Annotated in this window: 22 protein-coding genes; 5 read left to right on the top strand and 17 right to left on the bottom strand. The window is 64.7% G+C overall.

Features of this window, described 5'->3' with window-relative positions; genetic code table 11:
* Positions 1 to 56 precede the first annotated feature (56 nt).
* Positions 57 to 1,508: an NCS1 family nucleobase:cation symporter-1 gene (locus tag GB880_RS14190; protein WP_154492009.1), complete on the bottom strand. Its 1,452-nt coding sequence runs from the start codon at positions 1,506 to 1,508 to the stop codon at positions 57 to 59.
* A 187-nt stretch (positions 1,509 to 1,695) separates the two neighbouring features.
* On the opposite strand from GB880_RS14190, the gene GB880_RS14185 reads away from it, so the two are divergent.
* The gene (locus tag GB880_RS14185; RefSeq protein WP_229774312.1) at positions 1,696 to 2,346 is read left to right on the top strand and encodes a GntR family transcriptional regulator; all 651 of its coding nucleotides are present in this window, start codon (positions 1,696 to 1,698) and stop codon (positions 2,344 to 2,346) included.
* An 18-nt stretch (positions 2,347 to 2,364) separates the two neighbouring features.
* Here GB880_RS14185 and GB880_RS14180 read toward each other — a convergent pair whose 3' ends face one another.
* From GB880_RS14180 to GB880_RS14125, 12 genes are all read right to left on the bottom strand, one after another.
* On the bottom strand, positions 2,365 to 3,348 hold the full coding sequence (locus tag GB880_RS14180; protein ID WP_154492012.1) for a copper chaperone PCu(A)C: 984 nt from the start codon (positions 3,346 to 3,348) through the stop codon (positions 2,365 to 2,367).
* A 79-nt stretch (positions 3,349 to 3,427) separates the two neighbouring features.
* Positions 3,428 to 3,802, bottom strand: coding sequence for a DUF2946 family protein (locus GB880_RS14175; RefSeq protein WP_195840796.1), 375 nt, complete (start codon positions 3,800 to 3,802; stop codon positions 3,428 to 3,430).
* Positions 3,803 to 3,950: 148 nt separating this feature from the next.
* Positions 3,951 to 4,655, bottom strand: coding sequence for a GntR family transcriptional regulator (locus tag GB880_RS14170; protein ID WP_154492018.1), 705 nt, complete (start codon positions 4,653 to 4,655; stop codon positions 3,951 to 3,953).
* 113 nt (positions 4,656 to 4,768) lie between these two features.
* Positions 4,769 to 6,436 (bottom strand): cis-3-hydroxy-L-proline dehydratase, encoded by a 1,668-nt coding sequence (lhpI, locus tag GB880_RS14165; RefSeq protein ID WP_154492021.1) that lies wholly within the window; start codon positions 6,434 to 6,436, stop codon positions 4,769 to 4,771.
* Entirely contained in the window at positions 6,433 to 7,434 is a 1,002-nt protein-coding gene (locus GB880_RS14160) for a 4-hydroxyproline epimerase (RefSeq protein WP_154492024.1), read from the bottom strand. The genes lhpI and GB880_RS14160 overlap by 4 nt, the downstream gene beginning before the upstream one ends.
* Positions 7,431 to 8,651 carry an NAD(P)/FAD-dependent oxidoreductase gene (locus tag GB880_RS14155; protein WP_442793784.1) on the bottom strand — a complete coding sequence of 407 codons (1,221 nt, stop codon included), beginning with the start codon at positions 8,649 to 8,651 and terminating at the stop codon, positions 7,431 to 7,433. The genes GB880_RS14160 and GB880_RS14155 overlap by 4 nt, the downstream gene beginning before the upstream one ends.
* Positions 8,652 to 8,802: 151 nt before the next feature.
* The gene (locus GB880_RS14150; protein WP_154492027.1) at positions 8,803 to 9,525 is read right to left on the bottom strand and encodes an amino acid ABC transporter ATP-binding protein; all 723 of its coding nucleotides are present in this window, start codon (positions 9,523 to 9,525) and stop codon (positions 8,803 to 8,805) included.
* Positions 9,518 to 10,168 carry an amino acid ABC transporter permease gene (locus tag GB880_RS14145; RefSeq protein ID WP_154492030.1) on the bottom strand — a complete coding sequence of 217 codons (651 nt, stop codon included), beginning with the start codon at positions 10,166 to 10,168 and terminating at the stop codon, positions 9,518 to 9,520. Before GB880_RS14145 ends, GB880_RS14150 begins: the two co-directional genes overlap by 8 nt.
* A gap of 11 nt (positions 10,169 to 10,179) precedes the next feature.
* Complete coding sequence (locus tag GB880_RS14140) at positions 10,180 to 10,845, bottom strand: amino acid ABC transporter permease (RefSeq protein ID WP_154492033.1); 666 nt, start codon at positions 10,843 to 10,845, stop codon at positions 10,180 to 10,182.
* 54 nt (positions 10,846 to 10,899) lie between these two features.
* Positions 10,900 to 11,706 (bottom strand): ABC transporter substrate-binding protein, encoded by an 807-nt coding sequence (locus GB880_RS14135; protein ID WP_154492036.1) that lies wholly within the window; start codon positions 11,704 to 11,706, stop codon positions 10,900 to 10,902.
* 219 nt (positions 11,707 to 11,925) lie between these two features.
* Entirely contained in the window at positions 11,926 to 13,554 is a 1,629-nt protein-coding gene (locus tag GB880_RS14130; protein ID WP_154492039.1) for a peptidoglycan-binding protein, read from the bottom strand.
* A gap of 230 nt (positions 13,555 to 13,784) precedes the next feature.
* Positions 13,785 to 15,965 (bottom strand): malate synthase G, encoded by a 2,181-nt coding sequence (locus GB880_RS14125; RefSeq protein ID WP_195840795.1) that lies wholly within the window; start codon positions 15,963 to 15,965, stop codon positions 13,785 to 13,787.
* Between the two features lie 125 nt (positions 15,966 to 16,090).
* Between GB880_RS14125 and GB880_RS14120 the strand changes: the two genes are divergently transcribed.
* From GB880_RS14120 to ilvD, 4 genes are all read left to right on the top strand, one after another.
* Positions 16,091 to 16,456, top strand: a complete 366-nt coding sequence (locus GB880_RS14120; RefSeq protein WP_154492042.1) for a hypothetical protein — start codon at positions 16,091 to 16,093, stop codon at positions 16,454 to 16,456.
* Positions 16,425 to 18,704, top strand: coding sequence for an NADP-dependent malic enzyme (locus GB880_RS14115; protein WP_154492045.1), 2,280 nt, complete (start codon positions 16,425 to 16,427; stop codon positions 18,702 to 18,704). Before GB880_RS14120 ends, GB880_RS14115 begins: the two co-directional genes overlap by 32 nt.
* A gap of 412 nt (positions 18,705 to 19,116) precedes the next feature.
* Positions 19,117 to 19,293 (top strand): hypothetical protein, encoded by a 177-nt coding sequence (locus GB880_RS14110; RefSeq protein WP_195840794.1) that lies wholly within the window; start codon positions 19,117 to 19,119, stop codon positions 19,291 to 19,293.
* Positions 19,294 to 19,518: 225 nt separating this feature from the next.
* Positions 19,519 to 21,357, top strand: coding sequence for a dihydroxy-acid dehydratase (gene ilvD / locus GB880_RS14105; protein ID WP_154492048.1), 1,839 nt, complete (start codon positions 19,519 to 19,521; stop codon positions 21,355 to 21,357).
* A gap of 34 nt (positions 21,358 to 21,391) precedes the next feature.
* Here the strand turns inward: ilvD and GB880_RS14100 are convergent, their stop codons facing one another.
* The 4 genes from GB880_RS14100 to GB880_RS14085 form a co-directional block, all read right to left on the bottom strand.
* Positions 21,392 to 22,324 (bottom strand): pirin family protein, encoded by a 933-nt coding sequence (locus tag GB880_RS14100; RefSeq protein ID WP_154492051.1) that lies wholly within the window; start codon positions 22,322 to 22,324, stop codon positions 21,392 to 21,394.
* A 37-nt stretch (positions 22,325 to 22,361) separates the two neighbouring features.
* On the bottom strand, positions 22,362 to 22,892 hold the full coding sequence (locus GB880_RS14095) for a gluconokinase (RefSeq protein ID WP_327077766.1): 531 nt from the start codon (positions 22,890 to 22,892) through the stop codon (positions 22,362 to 22,364).
* Positions 22,880 to 24,256 (bottom strand): GntP family permease, encoded by a 1,377-nt coding sequence (locus GB880_RS14090; protein WP_154492054.1) that lies wholly within the window; start codon positions 24,254 to 24,256, stop codon positions 22,880 to 22,882. Before GB880_RS14090 ends, GB880_RS14095 begins: the two co-directional genes overlap by 13 nt.
* Positions 24,257 to 24,350: 94 nt before the next feature.
* Positions 24,351 to 24,602, bottom strand: a complete 252-nt coding sequence (locus GB880_RS14085; RefSeq protein ID WP_154492057.1) for a hypothetical protein — start codon at positions 24,600 to 24,602, stop codon at positions 24,351 to 24,353.
* Positions 24,603 to 24,702 lie beyond the last annotated feature (100 nt).

Here is a 24,702-nt window from a genome sequence, read left to right as displayed (position 1 = left end):
CCGCAGGACGGCGGGGCTTGTCTCAGGCGCTGCGGGGGAGGACGCAGCGGCCTATATCATACGGCGCGGGCGGGGGCCGTGCCGTTGCGGGCCAGCATGACGTGGAAGGCCCCACCCAGCACGGCGCCGATGATCCAGCCGAAGCCGGAAAGGGCCGCCAAGGCCGGCACCCAGACCGTCGCCACGGAGAACACCGCCGCACATCCAAACGCGGTGATCGCGCGCTTGTTCCAGCCGCCTTCATAGTAATATGGGCCGCGCGGATCGGCGCTGAACAGCGCATCCAGATCCAGCTGCTGCTTTCTCACCAAATAATAGTCGGCCACCAGGATGCCATACAGCGGCGCCAGAACGGCACCCAGCGTATCGACAAAGGCGGCGATCCCGACGGTCGAAATGAACGATACCCACAGTGCGCCGATGAAGAAGGCGATCGCCGCAGTAATAAGGCCACCCGTTCTGGCGGAAATGCGTTCGGGCGCCAGGTTGGCAATGTCATAGGCGGGCGGAATGAAGTTCGCGACAAGGTTGATGCCGACGGTCGCGGCAAAGAAGGTGATGGCCGCGATCAGCGTCAGCCAGAAATTGTCCACCCGATCGACGATCTCGGCCGGATTCACCAGCTTTTCGCCGAACAGAACCACCGTTCCCGCCGTCACGAACAGCGCGATGAAGGAAAACAGCGCGATCGACACGGGCAGGCCCCAGAAATTCCCGCGGCGCATCGCCCCCTCGTTCGAGACAAAGCGCGAGAAGTCGCCAAAATTGATCACAACCGCCGCAAAATAGGCGATCATCGTGCCGACGACAGCGACAAAGCCGGCAATGGGACCGCGCGGGTCGGCGACATCCCCGCCCTCGAATATGTTGCCCAGAGCGGCAAAGATGCCGTTGCCCGCCTTCCACCAGATCACCAGCATCAGCGCGATCATCACCGCATAGACAAACGGGCCGGCCCAGTTCAGGAACCGCCCCACCCATTCGATGCCCATCATGAACAGCCCTACCTGAAAGGCACAGACGATGACATAGGACAGCCAGTCGATGCCGTTCATGCCCAGAAAACCCGGGCCGCTTTCACCGCCCACCAGCGTGTGCAGCAGCAATGCAACGGCGGTTGACGCAAAATATGTCTGCACCCCATACCAGAAAATGGCGACGATGCCGCGGATCAGCGCCGGAAATTTTGCCCCGTAAATCCCCATCGAGGCACGCGCCACCACCGGATAAGGCACACCGTGGCGCACCGACGGCCGACCGCTGAGGTTGACCAGCCACATGACGATGAAGCCCGCCAACACGATTCCTGCGAAAACCGCCCAGCCGTTCAACCCGTAGCTGATGAACAGCGACGCCGCCAGCGAATAGCCGAACAGGCTCTGGATGTCGTTGTTCCAGACGTTGAATATCTCGAACGCGCCCCATTGTCGCTTTTCAGCGGGAATTGGAGCCAAATCCTCGTTGTAAAGGGATCCATCCTGCGGGGACGGGTTGTGGTGATGGGACATTCGCACCTCCTGGCTGGGACATGGGCCGGTAGGCAATCTGCGACGCGCCCGGCCTTCTGGTGTTTCTGGTAAAATGTTAGTAGAAATATCGTGAACGCTGTTACTCAGCATATCAGAAAACACCTTATTGGATTTATTGACAATCCAGGGCCGGCGAATCGTGTCAGATAGCCTTAGAGGTCACGCCATGTCTGATGATCAAATGCTGAACACGCGCGCCCAGGTGTCGCTGACCGAGGCATTGCGCAGGGGCGATCTGCGCTCCGGCCAGTTCCTGTCGATGCCGCAGCTGGTGCAGATCCTGGGCTATCCCATGGCCGCCGTCCGCGAGGCGGCCCGCCATGCCAGCGCAGCCGGCTGGCTGGACATCATCCCCAAGCGCGGGGTCCAGGTGCTGGAGGCACGGTCGGAAACCATTCGCGACAGTCTGGATGCGCGCATGGTGCTGGATCAGGAAGGCGCCCGACGACGCATCCGCTGCGACCGCCTGCATGGGCTGGACGATCTGCGCCGCGCGCATCAGGACATTCTGGCCCAGTTGCCGCGCCGACCCGAAGCCGAACTTGCCGCCCAGGCATCCGCCGTCGACCTGTCGCTGCATGATTACCTGGCCGAGGGGCTTGATAATGCAGTGCTGCGCGCCAGCTACGAAACCAATCGCATCCGCATTGCAATCATCCAGCGCGTGCGCCCCTTTGTGACCGAGCGCATCGGCTCTTCGATGCAGGAACATCTGCGCATCATCGATGCGCTCGAGCGGCGGGATCTGGCCGCCGCGCTGGAGGCGATCTCGCACCACAGCGAACGCACGCAACACTGGTGGGGCGGCACCGCCTGAGCGGCGCCGCCCGTCTGCTCAATGGCCGCTGTGTCCGGCGTGGCCATCATGGGCTGCTGCGCCAGCCGACCGCGCGCTGACCGGGCCGATCGCAAACGGCAGTTCGATCGAGCCCGCGTTCTCGAATGTCAGCGTGACCGGCACGGTCTCGCCTTCGACAAAGGGCTGCTTCAGCTCCATGAACATCAGATGATAGCCGCCCGGTTTCAGCTCCACGGTCTCGCCGGCGGGAAGGATCAGCCCCTCGGGCAACTCCCGCATGGTCATCACATCGCCGTCCATGCGCATTTCATGGATCTCGACCCGTGCTGCCGCCGGCGACTGCGCCGCGATCAGCCGGTCGTCGGTGCTACCCTTGTTGGCAATGCTGACAAAGCCACCCGCCACCGGTGCCTTGGGCGCCGTTGCGCGACTGAAGGCGCCGGTCAGCGTCAGGTCGCCCAGCGTATGGCTTGCCGGCTGATCGGCATGGGTCTGATCCGCCTTGGCGGGCGCCGCCGTCACCGTGACATAGGGGGCGGGGTTGGGCACGTCGTGGCTTCCGCTGGTGTCGGTCCATTCCGCACGGGCATTGCCGCATTCTTGAACGGTGCGGAAGAACAGCCTTTCCCCGGCTGCAACTTCGGGTCCGATGACGCCGCGCAGGACAAACTCGTCATACCATCCGTCCTCGAGCGTGCCGCCTGACCAAATGATGGTGCGCGGGCCCTCGACCTGCTGCTTTCCGTGATTGTCAAACGGGCGAGCATAAGGCCCGGTGACTACCTGCAACTGCCAACCCGGCTTCGGCATGGGCTTGGCATTGTAGAATCCATCCGGCAATTCGACGCGAACGACCTGCGTGGGCGCCCCGTCACAGCCGTGACCGATGCTGATGACGGCACGATAGGGTTTGCCCGCAGGGCTTTCGGCAGGTTGCAGGCCGGCATGTGACCAGGCCGGCGCGGCAAGGGCAAGGGATGCGACCGCGGTCAGCGCGGCGCCAAGATATTTCTGGGTCATCTCATGATCCTGGGTGCTGTGCGCCGGTGCGGCGTTCGTTCCGCGCACCGCGCAACCGATAACAAGGAAAAGCTGCGATCTAGGCGGCTTGCGTCGGCGGCGCACGTGCCAGCGCGGCCAGGATCGGCCGCAAGCGCAGTTGGGATCCTGTCTCGGGCGCGGGTCGGCGCAGCAAGTGCGGCAGGCGCTCTGGCAGCAGCGGCGGTTCGGACAGGGCCAGCATGGGCTGGCCATGCGTGGTGGCCCAGACACAGACCTCGCCGGCCCAGTCGCCGGCACCATGCCCGCGCCCGGCATCGGGGCGCAGACTGCCATCGGCTGCCAGGATCATTGATGTCGGCTGATGATCCCCACACAGCACGACCAGAACCTGCTGGCCACCCGGATCCCGGGTCAGCATCGTGCCCTGTGCCATCAGCGACAGCAACAGGAACGGAACCAGCAACAGCAGCACGGGCAGCCGCGCGGCCGCCCACCCTGACTGCTCTGACCGGCCGACCCTGCCCCTCACTGCGTTCGTCCCCCCTGATCTCTGACCGGCTTCTATCATGCCGGGCTGCGCAGGCGAAAGGGCCGAGACACCGCCTGCGGCAATGCGCCCGCTAGAGCTGCACCTCGGACCTGCGATCAGGGACGAGCAGCCTCTGGATCTGGCGGACGATCTGTTCGGCATGGGCAGCGGCAAGGGCATCCGCACGGTCCGCGTCGCGCGCCTCGATCGCGGCGATCATGGCATCGTGTTCCTCGACATAGCAATGCGGCAGACGGTCATCGAAGGATTGATAGTAAAGCCGCAGCAGTCGCCGCCCATCATCAAGCAATCGCGCAAACAGCCCCGTGTAATAGGGGTTGCGCCCCGCATGTGCGATGGCCGCATGAAAATCGCGATTGGTCGCGATCATTGCCAGGGCGTTCTGCGCCGCCACCGCCTGGGCAAAGCGGGCCTGACAGTCGCGAATTGCCACCAGATCGGCGGCATTGTGCAATTCGGCGGCGCGACGGGTGGTGACACGATACATCAGCGTGATCGCATCGAAAAAGCTGTGCAGATTCAGAAAATCGATATGGGACACGATGGTCGAACGGTTCGGCAATGTGCTGACCAGACCCTCCGACGCAAGGCGCACCAGCGCCTCGCGGATCGGAGTGCGCGACATTTTCAGCCGCTCGGACAGTTGCACTTCGTCGATCGGGCTGCCGGGGGCCAGCGTCAAGTCAAGGATTTCATCGCGCAGGGTATCATAAGCGTGTTGAACGCCCGATCCGCGCTTGAGAGTCTTTTCCCGTTTTCCGGCCATCTCGATCATTCCGTTTTCCTTGCCCGACCGCAGATAGCGCGAGACGCCGCGCGCGGAAAGCAAAAGCGCAACCCCATCATCCCCGTTGTCGTCCCCGCCCGGGCGCAGGTGGGCAGGTCCGCCTAATCCGACCACGCCGGATTGTCCGGCGCTCGCCCCCCATGCGCCGCACGGGCGCAATCCGCCAGGCTGGCCAGACGCAGGCTGCGCCCTGAAAGCCCTGGTCCATAATGCGCGTATTTGCCCGAGTTCGTCAGGATATGGCGGGCTTGCGGCGGCAGCACCGGTTCGGTGATCGAACACCAGCACAGATCGGTGACAACCCTCACGCCCTGTTCGCGCAGCAGGGCCAGGGTGCCATCACCGGCCAGCTCCTCGGCCGTGCTGCGCCCCAATGTCACCACGACCGGCACGCGCAGCGGCTTGCCCGACAGGTTCGCCGCCAGCAGCCGGCATTCTGCGGCCGAAGCATGCGGGCTGCCTATGGCGATCAGATCGACGTCTGCCGGCCCGGGATTGAGCGTCTGCCAGCCGTCACGAAGCTGCGTCGGGCCGATCTCTAGGCTGTCGGCATGGGGCGCGATGCGATCCGCTTCGGCGGTGATGCCTTCGATATGCAGCATCGGCGCTGCGGAGGTGGTGCCAAAGGCCGCGCACAGCGCCTTCAGGGCATCCTTGCCCGGCGCCAGTTCCGCCAGCCCCTGCAACAGCGGAATGCGGTCCGGCGAGGCCAGGCCGGCAAGGTATCCCGCAACCGGCCAGAAACTGTCGTCGATCCGGGCAGGCGGGCGGAACCGGATCAGCCGTTGTGCCTGTCGCGCGGTGTCGAGATAGACCCCCGCCAAGGGGGCGCGCCCGGTCACGGCCATGCAGATGTCAAGGAAATCGGGATGCTTCGGCGTCCGCGCGCCCAGGATGCTGTTGGCATAGATCACGGCATTCGATTCCGCCCAGGCAATCGCCTCGTCCTTGGCGGGGGGAGAATCCAGCAGATATGGCGCACAGGTGAAGCTGGGCTGGCAACCCATGCGCAGATAGGCATCTGCCAGGCGTTGGGCCAGCCGGCCGAAGTCCGCGTCCACCCCCTGCGCGCGCCAGTGCAGATATTCGACCGAAATGGCATTCGTGCTGGTCGGCACCCGCACGCGCACGCCGGTTTCGGCCAGGGCCTCGGCAAAGGTCAGGTTGGCGCGGCTGGCAAGAATGCAGCCATCGACATGGGCGCGACTGATGGGCAGCAGACGCGCCGCCCCCTGATGGCGCGCCATGGCTGTCAGGATCCGCATGGCCAGCGCCACGCCCGGACCCTCGGCTCCGTCAAGCATCGCCTGTTCGGCCGCGCTCAGCGTCAGCCTGCCCGGCAGTTCGGACGACAGGGGCAGATGCAGCCCCGGCGCCGTCACCGCCTGTTCCGAGATCCGGGCCCAGGGGCAATCGGCCAGACGCAGGAAGTCATCTCTGGACAGGCGCACGACCGGAATCGGCCTTTGAAACATCTGCGCGGCCACGATGGCGCCCAAGGTCAGCACATCCTCGGCCTCGCAAAAGACCAGCGCCGCGGGCGCCTTTCCGGAAAGGGCCAGATCCAGCAAGATCCCGGATCCCGTGCAGGATCCCCGGCTTGTCGGCATCATCACCACCTTGCCGGCCAGATCCTGCCCGTGCCAGCTGTGATGGGCATCGATCACACGCGCGGTTGCGGGATCGACCCCTCCCCAGAAGCTCAGCCCCTGCGTGCTGGCCAGAACCGGGCCCTGGGCAGCGCCCCCCAGCAGCAATTGCCCGCTCATCGCACCACGAACCCATGGGCGAAGGGATCGCGACTGTCGATGAAGATGGTATTGTAACCGGTCATCCGCGCCCAACCCGCCACCGACGGAACGATGGCCGGCAGTCCTGCGACCGTCGTGGCGGCTTCGACCCTGCCCTTGAAGATCGAGCCGATGATGGATTCATGCCAGAATTCGTCACCGGGGTGCAACTGACCGCGCGCCGCCAGCTGCGCCATGCGCGCCGATGTGCCGGTGCCGCATGGGCTGCGATCGATGGCCTTGTCGCCATAGAAAACCGCATTGCGGGCATGTGCGCCAGGCTGCGTGGCGGCCCCCGTCCACAGGATATGGCTTAGTCCGCTTATCTGCGGCAGTTCGGGATGCACGAATTCGTATTTGCGGTTCAGTGCCGTGCGCAGACGTGGCGACCAGCCGATCAGATCGCCGGCACTGTGGTCTGCGATATCCCGGAAATGGCGCTGCGGTTCGACGATGGCGTAGAAATTGCCGCCATAGGCCACATCGACCACGATTTCACCCAGGCCCTCGACCTCTGCCGTCAGCCCCTGCGCATAAAGAAAGGCAGGCACGTTGGTCAGCCGCACCTCCTCGACAAAGCGGCCTTCCTGTCGATAGCTGATGTCGACCTTGCCCGCCGGAGTTTCGATGGACAGGGTGCCCGGCCGCCGCGGCACGATCAGCCCGTTTTCTATCCCCATGGTGATGGTGCCGATGGTGCCATGCCCGCACATCGGCAGGCAGCCCGATGTCTCGATGAACAGCACCGCCACTTCGCAGTCGGGGCGCGTCGGCGGGTAAAGTATCGCACCGGACATCATGTCATGGCCGCGCGGTTCATACATCAGCCCGGTGCGTATCCAGTCATAGTCGCGCAGAAAATGCGCGCGTCGCGACAGCATGTCGGCGCCCTGCAGCGGGGGCGCCCCACCGGCCACCAGTCGAACCGGATTGCCGCACGTGTGACCATCGATACAGGAAAAAGTGTGCAGGCTCATCTGCTGGAAAACCTCTGAGGCGAAAACGGGGTCAGATCGATGGCAGGGGGGCGGCCGGTCACAAGATCGGCGACCAACCGCGCCGTGGCAGCCGATTGCGTCAGCCCGAGATGGCCGTGGCCAAAGGCATAGGTCACGCAGGGCGTCGCCCTGGACCGTCCGATGGCGGGCAGGCTGTCGGGCAGCGACGGCCGAAAGCCCATCCATTGCCTGCCGGCACGCGGATCCAGCCCCGGCAGGAAATCCTGGGCCTTGCGCAGCATCGCTTCGGCCCGCCGAAAGTTCGGAGGTCGCTCAAGACCCGCCAGTTCGACAGCACCGCCCACGCGAATACCGCTGGCCAGGCGCGTGACGACAAAGCCATGCCCGCCGAAGGTGATCTGTGTGCGCAGATCGAAGGCCCCCGGTGGCAGGGTGGTATTGTAGCCGCGTTCGGTCTCGAGCGGCAGGCCTTCGCCCAGTGTCCGGGCGATCCGGTGGGAAAAGGCGCCGGCCGCCAGCACCACGTGTTCGACGACCGGGCCGCCGTCGATGCTGATCCCATCGGCCCGGGGCTGCAAGCTGCGCACCTCGACCCGTTGCAGCTGTCCACCGCATGCGCAGAAATGTCGCGCCAGTGCCAGGGTATAAAGCCGGGGCTCCAGCACGGAATACCATTCGGGCGTGAAGGTGCCGCGCCGGAACCTGGGCGACAGGCCGGGCTGGATCGCCGCCATGCCCTGGGCGTCCAGATGTTCAAAGGCAATGCCGTGATCGGCGCGCGCCTGCCAGCCCGGTAACGCGGCGCGAAACTCGGCCTCGGTTTCGTAGACTTGCAGGTTTCCCTCCTTGCGCAGCATGGGCAGGGTTCCGGTCAGGGACATGAAAGGTTCCAGCTCGGCCCTGGCCAGATCCATCAATGCCGTCTGCGCCACGGTCGAGGCCGCCACCCGTTCCGGGGCACAGGCCCGCCAGAACCGCCACATCCAGGGCGCGACATGCAGCGCATAGGCCGGCGGCACCGACAGCGGGCCAAGCGGGTCCAGCAGCCACATCGGCGCCTTGCGCAGCAGCCCCGGCGACGCCAGCGGCAGGATGTCGCTGAAGGCGAATGCCCCCGCATTTCCCGCCGAGGCGCCGGCCGCCGGTCCCTCGCGATCAAGAACGGTGACCGCGATCCCCCGCGCCTGCAGTGCTATCGCGATCGACAGCCCGATGACCCCGGCGCCAATGACCACCACCGCGCCGGGCGCAGGCCCGGAACGGGGGGCAAGGCCCCCCGCGCCGCTGCAGGCCCTCGATGGGCTTGCAGCGGCGGGCTCCGGCTGTCGCATGGCGGCAGCAGGCGAGGCAACTCGTTCTTTCGTCATCAGGCTTCCACGTTTCGTTTCAGTGCGTTGCCGCAAGGAACCGGCGCAGTTCCGGGTTTTGGGGTGCGTCGAACAGTTCGGCGGGGGGCGCGATCTCGGCCATGATCCCCTGATGAAAGAAGGCTACGCGGTCGGATACCTCACGGGCAAACTTCATTTCATGGGTCACGCAGATCATCGTCATGCCCTCGCTCGCCAGCATCCGCAGGGTATCCAGAACCTCGCCCACCAGCTGCGGATCCAGGGCCGAGGTTACTTCGTCGAACAGCATGTAATCGGGCGACATGGCAAGCGCGCGCGCAATGGCCATGCGTTGCTGCTGACCGCCAGACATGCGGTTCGGATAGGTGTTCAGTTTTTCCGCCAACCCCACATGGGTCAGCTGGCGGACCGCAATCACCTCGGCCTCGGCGCGACTGAGCCCAAGAACCTTGCGCGGGGCCAGCATCACGTTTTCCAGCACTGTCAGATGCGGAAAGGCGTTCCATTGCTGAAAGACAATGCCGACGCGCCGGCGCAACCGGTTCAGATCGGTCGAAGGGGCATGCACCTCGATCCCGTCGACCAGGATGCGCCCGCTGTCGATCGGCTCCAGGCCATTGATACAGGTCAGCAGCGTCGACTTGCCCGATCCCGACCCCCCGATCACTGTCAGAACCTCTCCCTTGGCCACGGTCAGATCGATGCCCTTCAGCACCTCCAGCTGGCCAAAGGATTTGCGCACATTCCGGATCTCAATCATCGGACCACCGCTTTTCCAGATAACCGCCCAGCCGGGCTATGGGGAAACTGAGCAGGAAATAGATTGCCCCGCAAAGGGTCAGGATGAACAGCGGCTCTTGCAGCCGCGTCACCAGGATCTGCGAGGCACGCAGCAACTCGATCAGGCCAAGCCACAATACCAGCGAGCTGTCCTTCATGACCCCGAGCGTCAACCCGATCCACGAAGGCAGGGCCACGCGCGTTGCCAGCGGCGCAACGATATGCTGCATGTCTTGGCGCCAGCTCATGCCCAGCGAGCGGGCCGCACGCCGCGTGGTTGCCGGCACCGAATCGATCGCACCGCGCACGATCTCCGTGCAATAGGCCGCGGTATACAGCGACAGCACCACGCAAGAGGTCGTGAACGGCCCCCAGCCCAGCTTGGCGATGGATTGAAACGCATTGCCCAGCACCAGCTGGATCAGCAGCGGCACCGACCTGAAGACATCCAGCACGAATGTCAGCGGCGCGGCCCACCATGGGCCAAGCTGCACGCGCAAGATCCCGAACACGACGCCCAGCATTGTTCCGGCCAGGACCGATACCCCGGTCACAGCCAGTGTCATGGCAGCCCCGCGGGCCAGGAACCACAGATCGTTGACGCTCAGCGCGGTCTCGAACATGGCCGTCCCCCTCAATAGCGAAACAGTCGCCAGGCCAGCAGACGCGCACCCAGCGTGACGATCTTGGCAATGGCGTAATAGATCACCGCAGCCAGGGCGAAGAACTCGAAGGTGCGGAACGAGCGGGCGTTCAGTTCCTGCGTGACCCCTGCCAGATCGGTGTTCATGCCGACGGTCACGCCCAGAGAGGTCATCAGGATGGCCCAGACCATCTGGTTGGTCGCCGGCAGAAAGGCCACGCGCAGCATCTGCGGCATGACGATCAGGCGGAACGCCTGCAAGCCGGTCATGCCCAACGATCGCGCCGCCCGCGTCTGGGTTTCGGGAATCGCCTTCAGCGCACCGCGAAAGTTTTCCGCAAGATAGCCGGCATTGTTGAAGGCAATTCCGGCCAGCAATGCCGCAAAGGGGCTGAGGTGCAGGCCGAAGCTGCCCAGGCCGAAATGGGCCATGTATATCTGAAACAGCGCCGGCGTGTTGCGCGCCACCTCGACCCAGCCTGTTGCCAGCGCCGCCAGCAGGCGGTTGCCCGACATCCGGCACAAGGTCAGCACGATGGCACAGGCCAGACCGATGACCATCGACAGCAGCGCGATCTGCAAGGTAACCAGCGCGCCTTCCAGCATCTGCGGCAATGCCCGCAGCGCCTGGTTCCAGTGAAAGGTATAGTTGAACATCCGCGCCCCCGGGCTGCGGGCGGCGCCATTGCTGGCACCCGCCCGCATTTCAGATCAGCGATAGACGCCCGTCACGGTCAGGTCGGGCAGATCGCCGCCCACCCATTTGTCATAAAGTTCGGCATAGCGGCCCGTGCGCACCTGCTGGTTCACGAACAGGTTGAGATAGTTCAGGAACCCGTATTCCTCACGATTGGTGAACAGGGCCACGTAATCGATGTCGAAAGGTGCCTTGCCCACAACCGTGATTCCCGGGAACTTGCCCGATTTCACGTTCGACTGCGCCACGGTCGAGGTGGACACCGTGGCGTCGATCTGACCCTGGCTCAGGGCCAGGAACACATCCGCCTGGGTCTGATAGGGCCGGAAGGTGCCCGATCCCCATTCCTTGATCTGCTTTTCCAGCGCGATTGCCTCGAATGTGCCGGCCGTGGCGCCGACGGTCTTGCCCTTCATGTCGTCAAAGCTGGCAATGCCTGCCTTGTCATTTGCGGTGACAGCCATCTCGAAGGCGAAATAGGGGATGGACATGCCCACGGTCTTGGCGCGTTCCAGGGTATCGGATGTCGAGGCAACGCCGACATCGACCCGCCCCGACATCAGCGCCGGAATACGCTCTGGAAATGGAGTTTCGACGATTTCCGCCTTGACGCCAAGTGCAGCGGCCAGATCGTTGCAATAGTCCACATCGAAACCGATGGGATTGTTGCTTTCATCGCGCGATCCCATGGGTGGAAAATCCAGCACCACCGCACAGCGCAGCACGCCCGAGGCGATGATGTCATCAAGCTTGTCGGCGGCTGCGGGCATGGCCAGCACAGCGGCAAGCAGCGCAGCGGCGGCAGGTATGGGGGTTTTCATCCGTCATCTCCCTGATGAATCGATTGTCGGTGCGATCGGCCTTCGTCCGTGCCGATTCTCCTGTCCCACTATCGACAGGCACAAAGGTTAAATCAAATAAAAAATACACACTGTATTTCTGACGGATTTTCGATGAATGCGTGTCGTCGTGCCATGCGCGAAAGGCCGGCCCAATGGGACCGGCCTCGAAAACTTCAGGCCTTTCAGGCTGGGACGCTGCTATTTCGACAATTCGCGGATGATCGCCTCGAGCCCGATGATCGCCGGGTCGACGGGCACACGCCCCTGGTTCAACAACTGGCTGCGGCGGGCACGCGCCTGCGCAGCATGTTCGCCACGTGGCCAGTTCTGCAAATAGAGATCATAGGCCTGGACCGTATCGACCTGGCGCGCACGCGCCCATGCGCGGTCCTCGCGTTCGCCTGGCGTCACCACATCCTGCTGCAATTCGGCCAGGCGGCGGCGGGCGGTATTGGCGTAGATGCCATCGGGATAGCGGTCCAGATAGGCGCGCAGGTTGCGCACCCCGCCCTTGGCACCCGTCTGCTGCCAATAGGCGCGGTCCTGCTGTTCCTGGCTGGGCGTCAACGCACCCGCCTGAGCCCGCATCTCGGCCACCTGGGTCGAGGTCAGATAGCCGGTGACCGCAAAGCCGTTGCGCTGTTGCCAGCCGCGAATGGCCGAGCGCGTGCGCGAGCCGAACACGCCATCGGTGCCGCCGGTCGAATAGCCAAGTGCATTCAGCCGCCGCTGGATCACCACCCGGTCGCCCCGAGACAGGCCCAGCCGGCGCTCGGCCAGCTCTGCCTGCGACGCTTGCGGTGCCGGCGCGACCGGACGCGGCTGCTGGATTTCGGGGGCGGAAGGTTGCGCGGCGCGGGGTGACGGGGCGGGCTGGGCCGGCGGCGACAGCTCGTCCAGGCGCTTGCGGGCAGCCTGGGCGAATTCGCCCTGCGGATAGCGGTTCAGGTAATCGCGATAGGCTTCCGGGGTATTCCTTGCAGCCGCATCGGCCCACAGGTTGCGGTCGGTCTGCTGGGCGTCCAGCGCATTTAGCCGCGCCGTCGCTGCCGCGGAATAGGCGCCCTGCGGAAACCGATCAAGATAGCGGCGATAGGCCAGCGCCGTGTCCTCGGCGGCGGCATCTGCCCAGACGGCGCGATCATCGGCCTTGGGGTCGGCCGGCGCCGCTGCGTCGGCAGTCGCAGGCCCCGCGACCAGCTTCAGATCGGGATCGCCCCCCGGCACCAGCGTCAGATCGGGATGCGCCTGCAACACCTGCGCCAGCGTCGTCCCCGGCTGCAACAGCGCCACTGCGCCTGCACCAACGGCGGCCGCAGGGCCAGTGACGACCGTGACCCCTTCCGGCGGGGACAGATCGCCCAGCCCGCCTTGCAGCCCCTCGCCCGCCGGCAGTTCGGTCGCGGTCTCTCCCAGCATCAGCACCGCGCCGGGACGCGCGGTTTTCAGCAGGTCGAACACCGCCGACAGCGAAATCCCCTGCGCATCGGCGTTCAGCAGATTGGGGGTATCGGCATCGGTGCCCATGAACCAGCCGCCGCGGTCACTGCGCAGGAAGCGCCCGTTGAGCACCACCATTCGCGCCCCGGGTTCAGGGTCGGGTTGCAACAGCACCGACAAGGCCTCGCGCAGATCGGCAGCCTTGAGCTCCGAACCCGAGACGGCGCGGAAGCCGGCAGCCTTCATCGCTTCGGCCACCGCCGAACCCGATTGCGCGGCCGCGGCACTGTCCTGGGACTGGAAATTGGTTATGACAACGCCGCGATCCTCGGCCAGGGCAGCAGTGCCAGCCAGCAGTGCAGCCAGCAAGAGCGGAAGGGGACGCATGGCATACTCCTTTCATGCCCGCCCCAGGATCGGGACGGACCTGTGCGAATGTTCCGGCCCAGATATGCGCAGGCCGTCGGCGGGACAAGCACACCGGTTCGGGGCAAGCGCAAGTTTGCCAGTCATGAACCCCGCCAGCGCGCGTCCGGTTCCGTTGTAGCGACCGGATCGGACCGGCAACGGTGCTGCCGGTCCGAACGATCATGACAGCTGTGCGCTGGCTGCGCGGATCACTGCCTCAGGCTGGCCTTCAGTTCGCGTCTGCGGGCATGCAGCACGGGCTCAGTATAGCCCGAGGGCAGTTCGCGCCCCTTGAACACCAGATCGCAGGCCGCCTGGAAGGCGATGCCGTCGAAGCCGGGCGCCATTGGCCGATACAGCGGATCGCCGGCGTTCTGGCGGTCCACCACCTGGGCCATGCGCTGCATGATCTGCATCACCTCGGCTTGCGAGACGATGCCGTGATGCATCCAGTTGGCGATATGCTGGGCCGAAATCCGGCAAGTGGCACGATCCTCCATCAGGCCGACATCGTTGATATCGGGCACCTTCGAGCAGCCGATGCCCTGATCGATCCAGCGCACCACATAGCCCAGGATGCCCTGCGCGTTGTTTTCCACCTCGCGCCGGATCTGGTCAGAGGTCCATTTGCGATAGCTGGCGATCGGAATTTCCAGGATCGCCTCGACATAGGCCCGGCGGCCGCCCTTGGCCAGCGCCGCCTGCACGGCGAACACATCGACCTTGTGGTAATGGGTGGCGTGCAGGGTGGCGGCGGTGGGGCTGGGCACCCAGGCGCAATTGGCGCCGGCCTTGGGATGTTCGATCTTGCTTTCCAGCATCGCCGCCATGCGGTCGGGAACCGCCCACATGCCCTTGCCGATCTGCGCCCGGCCGGAAAAACCGCATTCCAGCCCGATGTCGACGTTCTGGTTTTCGTAGGCGATGATCCAGTCCTTGCGCTTGATGAAATCCTTGCGGCTGAAGGGGCCAGCCTCCATCGAGGTGTGGATCTCGTCCCCGGTGCGATCCAGAAAGCCGGTGTTGATGAACACGATCCGGTTCTTGGCGGCGCGGATGCATTCCTTGAGGTTGACCGAAGTGCGGCGCTCTTCGTCCATCACGCCCAGCTTGACGGTATGCTGCGGCAGGCCCAGCACGGATTCGACATGGGTAAAGACGTCGTCGGCAAAGGCAACCTCGTCAGGACCATGCATCTTGGGCTTGACCACATAGACCGAGCCTGCGACCGAGTTGCGCGGACCGTCGGTCTTTTTCAGGTCATGCATGGCGATCAGCGCGGTAACCATCGCATCGATCAACCCCTCGTAGGCTTCGTTGCCGTCGCGGTCCAGGACCGCCGGATTGGTCATCAGATGGCCGACATTGCGCACCAGCAGCAGCGCCCGACCCTTGACCGTCACCGTGCCGCCATTCGGTGCGGTGAATTCAAGGTCGGGGTTCAACCGTCGCGTCATCGGCGCACCGTCCTTGACGAAGGTCTCGACCAGATTGCCCTGCATCAGGCCAAGCCAGTTGCGATAGGCCACGACCTTGTCTTCGGCATCCACACAGGCGACCGAATCCTCGCAATCCATGATCGCCGACAGCGCGCTTTCCAGCCGCACATCCGCCAGCCCGGCCTGGTCGCGGCTGCCGATCGGATGCGTCCGGTCAAAGACCAGTTCGACATGCAGGCCATTGTTGCGCAGCAGAACCGCGTCCGGCGCCCGCGGGTGGCCGCGATAGCCGACAAACTTCTCGGGCGAGACAAGCGGCATGTCATCCACCAGCAAGGCACCGTTGTGGATGTGATAGCGGCGGGCATCGGCGTGGCTGGTCCCTTGCAACGGGAAGCATTCGTCCAGAAACACCCGGGCGCGGGCCACGACCCGGGCACCACGGCCGCGGTCATAGCCCCCCTTTGGCGGGGCGCTGCCCATCGCATCGGTGCCGTAAAGGCAATCATACAGGCTGCCCCAGCGCGCATTGGCCGCATTCAGCGCAAAGCGGGCATTGGTGATCGGCACCACCAGCTGCGGCCCGGCGACGGTGGCAATTTCGGGATCGACATTGGCCGTTTCGATGGTGAAGGGACCGCCCTCGGGCAGAAGATAGCCGATCTCGGTCAGGAACGCCTTATAGGCCGAACGGTCGTGCGGCTGATTGCGCCGGGCAAGATGCCAGGCATCGATCTGTGCCTGCAATTCGTCGCGCCGACGCAGCAGCGCCGCGTTTCTCTGACCGTAGTCATGGACCAGATGCGACAATCCGCGCCAGAACGTATCGGCCGCGACGCCGGTGCCCGGCAGCGCCTCTGTCTCGATGAAGGCCGCAAGCTCTGCAGCCACCTGCATATCCTGGCGCCCCACATATCCGGACGTTTTCTGAAGATCGGTGGCGTCGTTCATGATGGTCCCTTTCTGTCAGCACCGGGTTTGCGCAGCCCCGCCCCTGGCTTGCTGCAGGCAAACCGCCCGGGCCCAGCATAGACAGGACAAGCGGGCCGTGAAGCCCCTTGTGCCAGCCGTGCGCCTTGGCGATCATCGTCCTGCCGATCCAAGCGGGCGACAAGATGCGGCCGTGGACGCGGAAATCGCTTGCCTTGCTGGCTTTGCCGGCGATGATCGCAGATAGGCAGCGTCGTATTTGCAACAAAAACCAAATGATGATTAAAGAAAACGAATATAATCATCGGCGGGCAAATCTGCAAAAAGCGGCCTGCGGCGGCGCGACCGACCAGCTTGCGGTTGCACGGCCTGCGCCAAGGCTGCGCAACCCTGCGGTCAGGTCGCTGCCGTCCCGGCACATCACGACCCGCGCAGCGCCCCTTGCCAGGGATGCGCTGCATCAGAAACGAGGGGGGAACCATGTCGCTCGACACCACGAAGGCCGCTGCTGACCGGCAGGCGGCGCTTGACTATCACGAATTTCCCAAGCCCGGAAAGCTCGAGATCCGGGCGACCAAGCCCATGGCCACCGGCCGCGACCTCAGCCGCGCCTATTCCCCCGGCGTGGCCGAAGCCTGCCTGGAAATCGCCGCCAATGCCGAGGATGCCCGTCGCTATACCGCCAAGGGCAACCTGGTGGCCGTCATTTCCAATGGCACTGCCGTTCTGGGACTGGGCAATATCGGCGCGCTGGCCTCGAAGCCGGTGATGGAGGGCAAGGCCGTCCTGTTCAAGAAATTCGCCGGCATCGATTGCTTCGATATCGAGGTTGACGAGCCCGATCCCGAACGCCTTGCCGATCTGATCTGCCGCTTGGCGCCGACATTCGGTGCCGTCAACCTCGAGGACATCAAGGCCCCGGACTGCTTCGTGGTGGAACGGATCTGCCGCGAGCGCATGCCGATTCCGGTCTTTCACGACGATCAGCATGGCACAGCAATTGTCGCGGCGGCCGCAGCCGTCAACGCGCTGAAGCTTGCCGACAAGCGGCTCGAGGATATCCGCATCGTCGCGCTTGGCGCCGGTGCCGCAGGTGTCGCCTGCCTCAAGATGCTGATATCGATGGGGGCGCGGGCAGAAAACATCCTGATGCTGGACTCCAAGGGCGTGATCCACAGCGGGCGCAACGGCCTGTCGCCTGAAAAGGCCGAATTTGCCCGCGACACGCCGCTGCGCACCATCGACGAGGCGCTGGAGGGCGCCGACCTGTTCCTGGGCGTTTCCGGCCCCGGCCTGCTGACCGGCGAAATGGTCGCCCGCATGGCGGACCGGCCGATCATCTTTGCCCTGGCCAACCCCACCCCGGAAATCATGCCCGAAGAGGCGCGCGCCGCCTCGCCCAACGCGCTGATCGCCACCGGAAGGTCGGACTATCCCAACCAGGTCAACAACGTCCTGTGCTTCCCCTTCATCTTCCGCGGCGCGCTGGACGTGGGCGCAACCGAAATCAACGATCAGATGAAGATTGCCTGCGTCGAGGCGATCGCCGGCCTCGCTCGTGCCACCACCTCGGCAGAGGTGGGGGTGGCCTACCAGGGCGAACAGCTGACCTTCGGGCCGGATTACCTGATTCCCAAGCCTTTTGACCCCCGCCTGTTGCCCACCGTCGCGGTGGCGGTCGCTCGGGCGGCGATGGAGTCGGGCGTGGCGACGCGGCAACTCGATCTCGAGGAATACCGCCAGCGCCTGCAAACCCAGGTCTATCGTTCGGCCCTGATCATGCGACCGGTGATCGAGGCCGCGCGACAGGTTCAGCGCCGCATCGTCTTTGCCGAGGGCGAAGAGCCGCGCGTGCTGCGCGCCGCGCAGGCCATCCTTGAAGAGACCACCAGCAAGCCGGTCCTGATCGGCCGGCCCGAGGTCATCGAGATGCGTCTTGAGCGCGAGGGTCTGACCCTGCGTCCCGGCACCGATTTCGAACTGGTGAACCCCGAAAGCGACGCCCGCTTCCGTGACTACTGGAGCAGCTATTACGAAATCGTCCGCCGCAAGGGTGTGACCCCGGACCTGGCCAAGACGATCATGCGCACCAACACCACCGCGATTGCCGCGGTCATGGTCCGTCGCGGCGAGGCAGACAGCATGATCTGCGGCACCGTCGGCCAATATGCCTGGCATCTGCGTTATATCCGCGAGGTGCTGGCCAATGAAGCGCTGAGCCCGGCCGGCGCCTTGTCGCTGATCCTGCTGGACAAGGGGCCGCTTTTCGTCGCCGATACGCATGTTCATGTCGAACCGACCGGACCCGAGCTGGCGCAGACGGTAATCGCCGCTGCCCGGCACGTGCGCCGCTTTGGCATCGAGCCCAAGATCGCGCTTTGCTCGGGGTCACAATTCGGAAGTCGTGACTGCCGCTCCGGCTGGGTTGCGCAGGAGGCGCTGTCGATCCTGGACCAGCAGGACCGCCAGTTCGAATACGAAGGCGAGATGCATACCGATGCGGCGCTTGACCCCGAACTGCGCGAACAGCTGTTCCCCGGCGGACGGCTGACGGGACGCGCGAATGTGCTGGTCTATACCAATGCCGATGCCGCGGGCGCTGCGCGCAACCTGCTGAAATCTGTCGCCGATGGCCTTGAGGTCGGGCCGATCCTGATGGGGATGGGCAACAAGGCCCATATCGTCACGCCCAGCGTCACCGTCCGCGGCCTGCTGAACATGGCGGCGCTGGCAGGCACCCCGGTCTCGAGCTACGGCTGAGCGCAGGATCGACGCGTTCGACGCTCTGATCCGGCAGTTGCAGGAAGGATACGGCGCGGTTGCAATGACCGCGCCGATTGCTTTTGCCCGCTGTCATGCGCGAATCAGGGGACAGGCCACTTCCATCACGACAATGCAAGATTCTGTGTTGTCCATGTGACAGTTCGCCGCAAAAATGCACAACGCATGCAAGAGCGCAGCCCGGGCAATTCGCCATGACGATGCAACGTGCGTGCGCAGCGTTTAACAAATATTAGGATGTTTCATTGTCTTATCGGTTCTGACCCACGCAGTGCAGGCATGGGGCGCTTGTTTGCCGGGCCGTTGCTGAACCGGGCTGTCCGAAAGGGGAACTTGATGGAACCCATTGCGGCGCTCAATCTTGATCCATGGCCAGTCAGGAGATGATGCCATGAAGGGAACTGTCACATTGATCTCGCGCCGGGGGGCGCTGGTATCCGGCGAATATGAGGTGGTCGGCGACATGATCCGTGTCTTTTACGGCGGTCATCAACGCGCGGCACGTCTGGACGGCGGTTCGGTGGATCATCTGGCGCAAGCCCTGCTGCGCGATCTTTGGCTGGGATAAGGGCGGTTTGCATCGGGACGGCGCAACAACTGCCATCGCCCCGTTTTCACCACCACCAGGGCCTTGGCGACACCGTCCCGAATCCGGCCCCGGCCCTTGGCCGGGGCCGCATGATTTTCACCATTCCCAAGAAACTGAACTCATGGCTGCATTTGGGGATAAACTCGGCGCCCGGTCCGTGATAGGACGCTGCGGCAAGACCGCAGACGACGAGAGAGTCCAGCCATGCCCGCATATCGTTCCCGCACCACCACCCACGGCCGCAACATGGCAGGCGCACGGGGCCTTTGGCGCGCCACCGGCGTGAAGGACAGCGATTTCGGCAAACCGATCATTGCCGTTGTCAACAGCTTCACCCAGTTCGTGCCTGGTCATGTGCACCTGAAGGACCTGGGTCAGATCGTCGCCCGCGAGATCGAGGCCGCCGGCGGGATCGCCAAGGAATTCAACACGATCGCCATCGACGATGGCATCGCGATGGGCCATGACGGCATGCTTTATTCGCTGCCCTCGCGAGAGCTGATCGCCGACAGCGTGGAATATATGGTCAACGCCCATTGCGCCGACGCCATGGTGTGCATTTCCAACTGCGACAAGATCACCCCCGGCATGCTGATGGCGGCAATGCGGCTGAACATCCCGTCGGTCTTTGTCTCGGGCGGCCCGATGGAGGCTGGCAAGGTGACCCTGGGCGACGGGCGCACCATCGCGCTGGATCTGGTCGATGCCATGGTGGCGGCGGCCGATGATTCCGTCTCGGATGCGGATCTGGCAGCGATCGAACAGGCCGCCTGCCCGACCTGCGGATCCTGTTCGGGCATGTTCACCGCCAATTCCATGAACTGCCTGACCGAAGCACTGGGCTTTTCGTTGCCCGGCAACGGATCGACACTGGCGACCCATGCCTATCGCAAGAACCTTTTCCTTGAGGCCGGCAGACGTGCTGTCGACCTGTGCAAACGCTATTACGAAGGCAATGATACCTCGGTTCTGCCGCGCAGCATCGCCACCAAGGCCGCGTTCGAGAATGCGATGGCGCTGGACATCGCCATGGGGGGATCGACCAATACCGTGCTGCACATCCTTGCTGCCGCGCAAGAGGGTGGCGTCGATTTCACCATGGACGATATCGATGCGCTGTCGCGCAAGGTGCCCTGCCTGTGCAAGGTCGCGCCGAACAAGGCCGATGTGCATATCGAGGACGTGCATCGCGCCGGTGGCATCATGGGTATCCTGGGCCAGCTGGACCGCGCCGGCCTGATCCATCGCGACTGTCCGACCGTCCACGCCCGCACCATGGGCGAAGCGATCGACCAATGGGACATCGCGCGCAGCAACGACCCGCAGGCGCATGAACTTTTCCGCGCCGCGCCCGGTGGCGTGCCAACCCAGACCGCGTTCAGCCAATCCTCGACCTGGCCATCGCTGGATATCGACCGCACGAATGGTGTCATCCGTTCGGCCGAAACACCCTTTTCCAAGGACGGCGGCCTGGCGGTGCTGAAGGGCAACATGGCGCTGGATGGGTGCATCGTCAAAACCGCCGGGGTCGACGAATCGATCCTGGTCTTTTCCGGCACGGCCAAGGTCTATGAAAGTCAGGATGCCGCGGTCTCGGGAATTCTGACGGGAAAGGTGCAGGCCGGCGATGTGGTGGTGATCCGCTACGAAGGGCCCAAGGGCGGGCCGGGCATGCAGGAAATGCTGTATCCGACCAGCTATTTGAAGTCGAAGGGCCTGGGCAAGGTCTGTGCCCTCGTGACCGATGGCCGGTTTTCGGGCGGAACATCGGGCCTGTCCATCGGCCATGTCAGCCCCGAGGCTGCGGCCGGTGGCACCATCGGTCTGGTGCGCGACGGGGACCGGATCGAAATCGACATTCCCAACCGCAGCATTCATCTTGCCGTGGCCGACGAAGAACTGGCCCGCCGGCGCGCCGAACAGGACGCGCATGGCTGGAAGCCCGCGGCACCGCGGCAGCGCCAGGTTTCGCCTGCACTGCGGGTCTATGCCCAGTTTGCCACATCGGCCGACAAGGGCGCTGTCCGCGTGCTGCCCGAATAGTTGGTGATGGGGGGGCGCCGCCGCCCCCTTGCAATCAGGGCAGGGGGATGAACTCCTGCCGGTCGGTCGGGGGCAGGTCGAACAGGCCCTGTCCCCAATTGGCGGCGCGCCATTCCGCCTTGGCGTGTTCGATCCGTTCGCGGCTCGAGGCGACAAAGTTCCACCAGATGTGCCGCGGCCCGTTCAGCGTCGCGCCCCCCAGGGCCATCAGCCGCGCCCCCTGCGGCCCCGCCGCCACGGTGATGCGATCGCCGGGGCGGAACACCATCATCTGCCCGGCCGCAAATTCCTGGCCCGCCACGCTGATCTCGCCCTGGGTGATGTAGATGCCGCGATCCTCGTGGTCGTCCGGTAGCGGAAAGCGCGCACCCGGGGCCAGGGTGACATCCAGATAGAAGGTTTCGGAATAAAGCGTCGCCGGCGCACGTTCGCCATAGGCACTGCCCAGGATCAGCCGCGCCGTCACCCCGTCCGAGCGCAACTCGGGCAGGCTGTCCTTGCCGTGATGCTCGAATACCGGAGCCATGTCCTCATGCGTTTCGGGCAGCGCGATCCAGGTCTGGATGCCGAAAAGGCTGTGCGGCCCCTGGCGGGCGGCTTCGGATGTGCGCTCGGAATGGGTGACCCCGCGCCCGGCCACCATCCAGTTCACCGCGCCCGGCAGGATCACCTGATCGGACCCGATGCTGTCGCGGTGATGGAAGTCTCCGCGGTAAAGATAGGTGACCGTGCCCAGCCCGATATGCGGATGCGGCCGGATGTCGACGCCCTTGCCGGTCAGGAACTCGGCCGGACCGGCCTGATCGAAAAAGATGAACGGCCCCACCATCTGGCGGCGCGGCGCCGGCAGCGCGCGGCGCACCTCGAAATCGCCAAGATCGCGCGCGCGCGGAATGATCAGCGTCTCGATCTGATCGGCGCCGATGGCGTCGGGACAGCCCGGTTCAAGGGCGGGATTCCAGCTCATGGCCTGCTCCTGTCATCGCGACCGCCCAAAGGGCGCGCTAGCAGGACTCGGGCGTCTCGATCCAGGTCCGAGCCAGCAGCACCTGCTGATCCACCCCCAGTCCCAGGTCGATCATCATGCCATCTTCGTCGGCTTGCAACATTTCCAGTGTCTGCAACTGTGAATCGAGCAGTTGCGGCGGAAAGAAATGTCCCTTCCGCCCCTGCAGACGGGCGATCAACTGTGCCCGACTGCCATGGACATGCAGAAAACGCACGCGCGCCGCCCCGCTGCGCAACACATCGCGGTAGGAACGCCGCAGGGCAGAACAGCCGAGGACAACGGATTGGCCGGCTCGATCGTGCCGTCCAATCTCGTCCGCAAGCGCCCGAAGCCATGGCCAGCGATCGTCATCGGTCAGAGGCGTGCCCGCCCGCATCTTTGCCACATTGGCCGCGGGGTGAAACGCGTCGCCCTCGACAAAGACCCAGCCAAGTTCCCGCGCCAATGCCTGACCGGTGGTGCTTTTGCCGCAGCCCGAAACCCCCATCACCACCACATGTTGCAGCCCGCCGCTCACAGCAGCCACCAGCCCAGCAGGGCGAAGCCGAAGGCGATGCTGCCCAGCAGCGTTTCCATGACTGTCCAGGTCTTGAGCGTGGTCTTTTCGTCCATCTGCAGGAAGCGTCCGACCAGCCAGAAACCGGAATCGTTGAAATGGCTCAACACCGTGGCCCCGCCGGCGATGGCGACGACCAGAAAGCAGCGGTCCAGTTCCGAAAGGCCGGTGGTGGCGGCGACGGTGGGCGCGATCAGGCCGGCGGTGGTGGTCAGCGCCACCGTGGCCGAGCCCTGCGCCACACGAAGTGCGGTCGAGATCACGAAGGCCGCCCAGATCAGCGGCAGGCCCGCGGCATCCAGGCTGGCGGCCAGCGCCTCGCCGATACCGCTGGCTCGCAGGACGCTGCCGAACATGCCGCCGGCGCCGGTGACCAGGATGATGGCACAGATGGGCGCCAGGGCCCCGTCCATGATCCGTTCGATCTGGGCGCGGCTGCGACCGCGCCCCAGCAATGCCATGGCAACCAGCAGCGTGATCAGCAGCGCCACCGGCGTCTGGCCCAACAGCCGCAGCAGCGTGACCCAGCCCGCCTTGCCATCGACCAGCCCCATGGTGGCCAGCGTGTTGAGCCCGGTGTTCAGAAAGATCAACCCAAGCGGCAGCAACAGGATGGTCATTACCGTGCCGAAGGCCGGCGGCGGCCCCTGCTGGTCCTTGGGCTCGACGACGCCCAGGATCTGCGGCACCGGCAGAACGATCCGCCGCCCCGACCACAGGCCGAACAGGTAGCTGCCCAGATACCAGGTCGGCAGCGCCACGATCAGCCCGACCAGAACCATCAGCCCGATGTCCGCGCCCAGAAGATCCGCGGCCGCGACCGGTCCGGGATGCGGCGGCAGCAACGCATGCATGGCCGCGAATGCCCCCGCCGAAGGCAGCGCATAAAGCAGCACCGAGCCGCCGAAGCGCGTGGCCACGCTGAAGATGATCGGCAGCATCACCACCAGCCCGGCATCGAAGAAGATCGGAAATCCGAACAGCAGCGATGCGACGCCAAGCGCCAGTGGTGCCCGCTGCGCGCCGAAACTGCCGATGAGGCGGTCGGCCAGCACCTGTGCGCCGCCGGTGATCTCCAGCAAGCGCCCTATCATGGCGCCAAAGCCGACCAGCAGCGCCACGGTGGCCAGTGTCGAGCCGAAACCTTGCAGCAAGGTCGGCACGATATCGCCCAGCGGAATGCCCGCGACCGCCGCCGTCAGCAAGCTGACCAGGACCAGCGCGACAAAGGCATGCAAGCGAAAGCGCATGATCAGGATCAGCAACGTCAGCACCGCGGCGGCGGCAATCAGCAGCAGACCAGCCGTGCCATAGACAGGTTCAACAGGGGTCATGGTGTCCTCCTCACCCTTCAGCAGGGATGGACCCTGCCCTATTGACGCTGCGCATTGACATGTTAGCGGTAACTTTGCAAGCGCGCAGTTTGGCTCATGACCGCTCGGCCAATGCAGCATGCAACAGGCGCATCTCGTCGGCCAGGGCCAGTTCCAACGCGGCAGCCTCGATCGGCAGAACGCCCGGATCTTCCTCGGCGTCCTGCATCACGGCGCGTTCGTCCAGCCACAGCAGCATCTTCTGACGCAGATCGGCACCGCCCAGTGTCACCAGCTGCTGCAAGATGCGTCTATGCGCGATCACGCGTCCTTCCAGCGCCTCAAGGCGCGCGGTCAACCGGTCCATCTGATCCCCTTGGGTTGCGAACCGGATCATGGTGACACGGATGGGGTTAACGACAAAGCCCGGCTGCGCCCGAAAGCGTTTTGCCATCGGCAAGGTCTCG

It is taken from the genome of Paracoccus sp. SMMA_5_TC, from assembly GCF_009696685.2.
In the GTDB taxonomy this organism is placed as follows: Bacteria; Pseudomonadota; Alphaproteobacteria; order Rhodobacterales; family Rhodobacteraceae; genus Paracoccus.
Note: the sequence above shows the minus strand (reverse complement) of the source record. Positions and strands in the feature narration are given on the sequence as shown.